This is a genomic window from Klebsiella sp. Ech2A, from assembly GCF_030078455.1.
GTDB classification, from domain to species: domain Bacteria; phylum Pseudomonadota; class Gammaproteobacteria; order Enterobacterales; family Enterobacteriaceae; genus Klebsiella; species Klebsiella terrigena.
Genome location: NZ_JAQGFU010000252.1, coordinates 1 through 5,437 on the forward strand (window position 1 = coordinate 1; position 5,437 = coordinate 5,437).

General features: G+C 61.2%; 6 protein-coding genes. 3 read left to right on the forward strand and 3 right to left on the reverse strand.

Going from position 1 to position 5,437, the window contains the following annotated elements; genetic code table 11:
• Both PFH44_RS24565 and PFH44_RS24570 read left to right on the forward strand, forming a co-directional pair.
• The coding region (locus PFH44_RS24565) for an MFS transporter (protein ID WP_283826450.1) at positions 1 to 988 on the forward strand (988 nt) is incomplete at its 5' end.
• A gap of 77 nt (positions 989 to 1,065) precedes the next feature.
• On the forward strand, positions 1,066 to 2,310 hold the full coding sequence (locus PFH44_RS24570) for a mechanosensitive ion channel family protein (RefSeq protein WP_283826451.1): 1,245 nt from the start codon (positions 1,066 to 1,068) through the stop codon (positions 2,308 to 2,310).
• 2 nt (positions 2,311 to 2,312) lie between these two features.
• Here the strand turns inward: PFH44_RS24570 and PFH44_RS24575 are convergent, their stop codons facing one another.
• Positions 2,313 to 3,293: a LacI family DNA-binding transcriptional regulator gene (locus PFH44_RS24575; RefSeq protein ID WP_045854366.1), complete on the reverse strand. Its 981-nt coding sequence runs from the start codon at positions 3,291 to 3,293 to the stop codon at positions 2,313 to 2,315.
• A gap of 308 nt (positions 3,294 to 3,601) precedes the next feature.
• On the opposite strand from PFH44_RS24575, the gene PFH44_RS24580 reads away from it, so the two are divergent.
• The gene (locus PFH44_RS24580) at positions 3,602 to 4,018 is read left to right on the forward strand and encodes an Exc2 family lipoprotein (RefSeq protein WP_045854365.1); all 417 of its coding nucleotides are present in this window, start codon (positions 3,602 to 3,604) and stop codon (positions 4,016 to 4,018) included.
• 38 nt (positions 4,019 to 4,056) lie between these two features.
• On the opposite strand, the gene PFH44_RS24585 is transcribed toward PFH44_RS24580, so the two are convergent.
• Together PFH44_RS24585 and PFH44_RS24590 are read right to left on the reverse strand one after the other, a co-directional pair.
• Complete coding sequence (locus PFH44_RS24585; RefSeq protein ID WP_283826452.1) at positions 4,057 to 5,208, reverse strand: Gfo/Idh/MocA family protein; 1,152 nt, start codon at positions 5,206 to 5,208, stop codon at positions 4,057 to 4,059.
• The coding region (locus PFH44_RS24590; protein ID WP_283826453.1) for a sugar phosphate isomerase/epimerase family protein at positions 5,205 to 5,437 on the reverse strand (233 nt) is incomplete at its 5' end. The genes PFH44_RS24590 and PFH44_RS24585, both read right to left, overlap by 4 nt.

Sequence of the window (5,437 nt, forward strand, 5' to 3'; positions counted from 1 at the left end):
GTTTATCGTCGGCCAGATGGGCGGCGGCTGGCTGGTCTCGGCGGATATTGCCGGGCTGGGCTGGCGCAACGCGTTCTTTATCAACGTGCCGATCTGCCTGCTGGTACTGGCCTTTAGCCAGCGCTACGTGCCGGAAACGCGGCGCGAAGGCCACTCGACAATCGACTGGCAGGGCACCTTCAGCCTGGCGCTGATCCTCTGCTGCCTGCTGTTCCCGATGGCGCTGGGGCCGGAGCTGCACTGGCCGTGGACGCTGCAGCTGATGCTGGCGGCGGTGCTGCCGCTGCTGGTATGGATGCGCGCGAGCGCGCTGCGCAAACAGCGCCGCGACGAGCAGCCGCTGCTGCCTCCGCGCCTGCTCAGGCTCACCAGCATTCGCTTCGGCATGGCGACCGCCCTGCTGTTTTTCAGCGCCTGGTCCGGGTTTATGTTCTGCATGGCGCTGACCATGCAGGCCGGAATGGGGATGGCGCCGTGGCAGTCGGGCAACAGCTTTATCGCCCTTGGGGTGGCCTATTTCGTCTCCGCGCTGTACGCGCCAAAGCTGATTGCCCGCTACAGCATGGGGCGAATTTTGCTGATCGGCCTGACGGTGCAGATTATCGGCCTGCTGCTGCTGATGGCGACCTTTTATCACTTCGGCATCCGCACCTCGACGCTGGCGCTGGTGCCCGCTACCGCGCTGGTCGGCTACGGCCAGGCGCTGATCGTCAACAGCTTTTACCGTATCGGGATGCGCGACATTAGCGCCAGCGACGCCGGAGCCGGCAGCGCGATCCTCAGCACCCTGCAGCAGGCCTCGCTGGGGCTCGGCCCGGCGCTGCTCGGCTCGCTCTTTTTAGCTCTCGCCCGGCGCAGCGGCGGCGACTACGCGCTGGCGCTGATCGACTTTCTGGCGGTTGAGGTGGTGATGATGCTGCTGCTCGGCGCCATCGCCCTGCGCCTGCGCCATCATCTGAATATTCGCCCGCTGGTCGTCGCCTCATAATTCATCGGCGCGCAGCCGGAGATTTGCATAACAGGCATCCAGCGGTCATCATAACCGCTGGATGTAAAGGAGACGTTATGCAGGAATTAATATCGCAAATCGCCGCAGCCGGCATCAAAATTACCCCGACAACCTCGCTCATTATTATCTTTGGCATTATTTTTCTGACCGCCATTGTTGTCCATTTAATATTGCACAAGGTGGTACTGCGGACCTTCGAAAAGCGCGCGCAGGCCAGCAGCCACCTGTGGCTGCAGATCATTACCCAGAACAAGCTGTTTCATCGGCTGGCCTTTACCCTTCAGGGGATTATCGTCAACGTGCAGGCGGTGTTGTGGCTGCAAAAAGGCAGCGAAGCCGCGGAGATATTAACCACCTGCGCTCAGCTGTGGGTAATGATATATGCCCTGCTGTCCTTCTTCTCGCTGCTGGACGTGGTGTTCAACCTCTCGCAAAAATTCGCCACCGCATCGCAGCTGCCGCTGAAGGGCATATTCCAGGGCATAAAGCTGGTCAGCGCCATTATCATCGGGATTCTGGTGATTTCGCTGCTGATTGGCCAGTCGCCGGCCATTCTGATTAGCGGTCTTGGCGCCATGGCCGCGGTCCTGATGCTGGTGTTTAAGGACCCGATTCTCGGCCTGGTGGCCGGTATCCAGCTCTCCGCCAACGACATGCTCAAGCTCGGTGACTGGCTGGAGATGCCGAAATACGGCGCCGACGGCGCGGTTATCGATATCGGCCTGACGACGGTCAAAGTCCGCAACTGGGATAACACCATCACCACCGTGCCGACCTGGTCGCTGGTTTCTGACTCCTTTAAAAACTGGAGCGGCATGTCGGCGTCCGGCGGCCGCCGAATTAAGCGCAGCCTGAATATTGACACCACCAGCATCCATTTTCTCGATGAGCAGGAGCAGCAGCGTTTAGTACAGGCGAAGCTGCTGAAACCCTATATGGACTCGCGTCATGAGGAAATCAGCCTGTGGAATCAGCAAAACGCCGCCGATCGCTCGGTGCTGAACCTGCGCAAGATGACCAATATCGGCACCTTCCGCGCCTATATGCAGGAGTATCTCCGCAACCATCCGCGGCTGCGTAAAGATATGACGATGATGGTGCGCCAGCTGGCCCCGGATGCCAACGGCCTGCCGATTGAGATCTACTGCTTCACCAGCACCGTGGTGTGGGCGGAGTATGAGAGCATTCAGGCCGATATTTTCGACCACATCTTCGCCGTGGTCGACGAGTTTGGCCTGCGCATTCACCAGTCGCCTACCGGCAACGACATTCGCTCGCTGGCGGGGCATATCGGCGCCTGACCTCAGGTACTGGCGCGGGTAATCACGCGCCAGTCCATCATCACCCGCTCGGCTTCCGCCGTCGGGTTATCGATTTTCTTCAGCAGCAGGGTGACCGCCGTGCGGCCAATATCGCGCGACGGCTGCTCAACGGTGGTCAGCTGCGGCGAGACCATCTCCGCCAGCTCGGTGCCGTCAAAGCCGATCACCGCGATATCTTCCGGCACCCGCAGTCCGGCCTGGGCAATGGCCCGCAGCGCGCCGGCGGCCAGCGAATCCGCCACCGCAAAAACCGCATCAGGCCGCTCTTTTGCCGCCAGCAGGCTTTCCATCGCCGCCTTTCCGGCCGCCGCGCTGAGATCGCTGGCGTAGGCCACCTGCTGATAGCTGAGATCCCGCACGTGCAGCACGCTTTTATAGCCGCGCTCGCGCAGGCGGGCGTAGCGATAGCTCAGGTCGTGGTTAATCAGGGCGATTCGCTGGCGACCGCCCTGCGCCAGGCGCAGCACCGCCCCCTGCGCCGCGTCAAGATCGTTGATCCCCACGCAGGAGATATTGCCGGCGTCGGCGTATTCAGCGCACTGCACCCACGGCGCGTCGCCGATAAGCGTGGTCAGCTCCGGCAGGCTGGCGAGCGCGTTCATCGTAATCACGCCATCGACCATTTTCCCGGAGAGCAGCCGCAGCCCGGAGGTCGAGCGCGCCAAATCGGAGCCGGAGTGGCAGAGCAAAATACGATACCCGTGCTTTTCGGCCTCCTCTTCTATCCCCTTCACCACCTCGGCGCAAAAGGGATTGGCGATATTTGAGACCATCACCAGGATCATGTAGCTGCGGGCGGTGCGCAGCTGGCGGGCCAGCAGATTGGGCTGATAGTTGCTTTCCTCAATTGCCTGCAGCACGCGCTCGCGGTTTTTCGCTTTAACGGTCTCGCTGTTGTTGAGCACGCGCGATACCGTCGCCACCGAGACGCCCGCCAGACGAGCAATTTTCTGAATTGACATAGGGGCTGCACTTCCTGTGATAAGCGTAATATGACGCAGGCTATCATAAATGAGCGTGCCGCAGGCATCCAGCGTCGTCGGGAGCGGCGCGATGGCACGCCGGGGCCGTAAAATCCTTCGCCGGGCTGGCCGCGGCGAAAACTATCAATTATCAGGGCTCTTATCTTCTGCCGTTTACGCTGTCTTTTTTTTATGCAAAATAGGGCTCAAAGAAGACGCCAGCGGTGCGTTAGCTGTGCCTTCAATAAATAGATAATTATTATATTTTCAATTAGTTAATAAACTCATAATTAGGGATGATGTTACCAATGAAATTAAAATCAACGATTATCGCTCTCGGCTGCGCGGCGGCCCTTCTTTCCGGCTGCAGCGCCTCAAAGCCTTCGCCCGAGCGCCACGCCTACTATTTTGTCTCCCACCGCTCCGATTTTGTCGGCGGCAACTTTGCCGTCAATGTCCAGGATAATTACCGCTTAAATCTGCCGACGTTCAGCAAAATCTATCAGCTCGGCAAAGCGGATCGCGCGGCGGGAATGAGTGAAAGCGATGCCAGAAGCCGGGCCGAGCAGATTAAGCAGCAGGCCAGCCAGGGGACGAAGACCGAGCACTCTTTTGACGGTAAGGCGGACGATAAGTGGACCTCATCGATGGAGGATAAGGACGCCCAACTGTTTGGCCGCGAGCTTTCCGGCGCCTATCTCGATGGCTATCTCGGGGTGAAATAGCCCGGCCATGCGCCACCCGAGGTGGCGCATCTCCCTTACTACCGCTCTACGCTGACCCAGCGCAGCTGCTGATGGCTGAGCAAAATAGCCTCAACGATATACATCACGTCCGCCCCTTCATAAAACGAAGCGAACCGCCGGGAGCGCGCATCCGGCATCGCCCCGGCCCGCACCGCCTGGTAGAAGCTCAGCATCATGTTTTTGAAGGCGTCTGGCCAGCCCTCAATGTGGCCGGCGGGGAAGTGGGCGCTGCCGGCAACGTCGCGCTGCATCAGGGAGGGGTCATCGCTGAAGGTCTGATTGGGCCGGTCGCGCTGGCCAACCCACAGGCGCTGGGGGATCTCCTGATCCCACGCCAGGGCGCAGGCGCTGCCGCTGATTTCAACCGTCAGCTGATTCTTCCTGCCGGCGCTCACCTGCGAGACGCTGAAGCAGCCTTTACTGCCGTCATCAAAGCGCACCAGCACCGATCCGCGGTCTTCGGTATCCACCTCCCGCTCCTCATCGCCCCGACCGTCGCCCTGCTGGCTGAAGGTGGCATCGCCCTGCAAAGCCGCCCGGCGGGTCGGCCACACCGTCGAAAGGTCGGCCATGACCTCGGTGATGCGGCGTCCGGTCATAAACTGCACCGTATCGCACCAGTGCGAGCCGATATCCGCCATCGCCCGCGACGCCCCGCCCAGCGCCGACTCCACCCGCCAGTTGTAGTCCGTTTGCAGCAGCATCCAGTCCTGCAAATAGCTGCCGTGCGCCGAAAACAGCCGCCCGACCAGCCCCTCACGGATCATGCTGGCCGCCTGCTGGACCATCGCAAACTGGCGGTAGACAAAGCTTACGCCGTGCACCACCCCGGCCTTTTCCGCCAGCGCCACCAGCTCGCGGGCCTCCTCCGGGCGCAGGCACAGCGGCTTTTCCGAGAAGACATGCAGCCCGGCGCGCAGGATCTGGCGATTAATCTCAGCATGCAGATGGTTCGGCGTGCAGTTGTGCACCACCTGCAGGCCCGGATGCGCCAGCAGGCCTTCGACGCTGCCGTAGGCATGGGCCACGCTCAGCTGCCGGGCCTTCTGCTCGGCCTGAGCCAGGCTGTGGTCGCCCAGCGCCACCACCTCAATATCGCCCACCCGGCGCAGCGCCTCAATATGCGCCGGACCGATAAACCCGCTGCCGATAATGCCGACCCGGATCATCCCTGGACCTCGCTTCCGGCGGCAAAATCATCAAACGCGCGCCCGGAGGCCGGAATGATATGGCGGCGGATAAATTCGCTGCCCTCGCGGGCGCCGGCCTCCGCCTCTTTCAGGCAGCACTCCCACTCCAGCACCGCCCAGCCGGCATAGCCGTACTCGGTGAGCTTGCTAAAAATCCGCTTAAAATCGATCTCCCCGTCCCCCGGCGAGCGGAAGCGCCCCGCCCGCT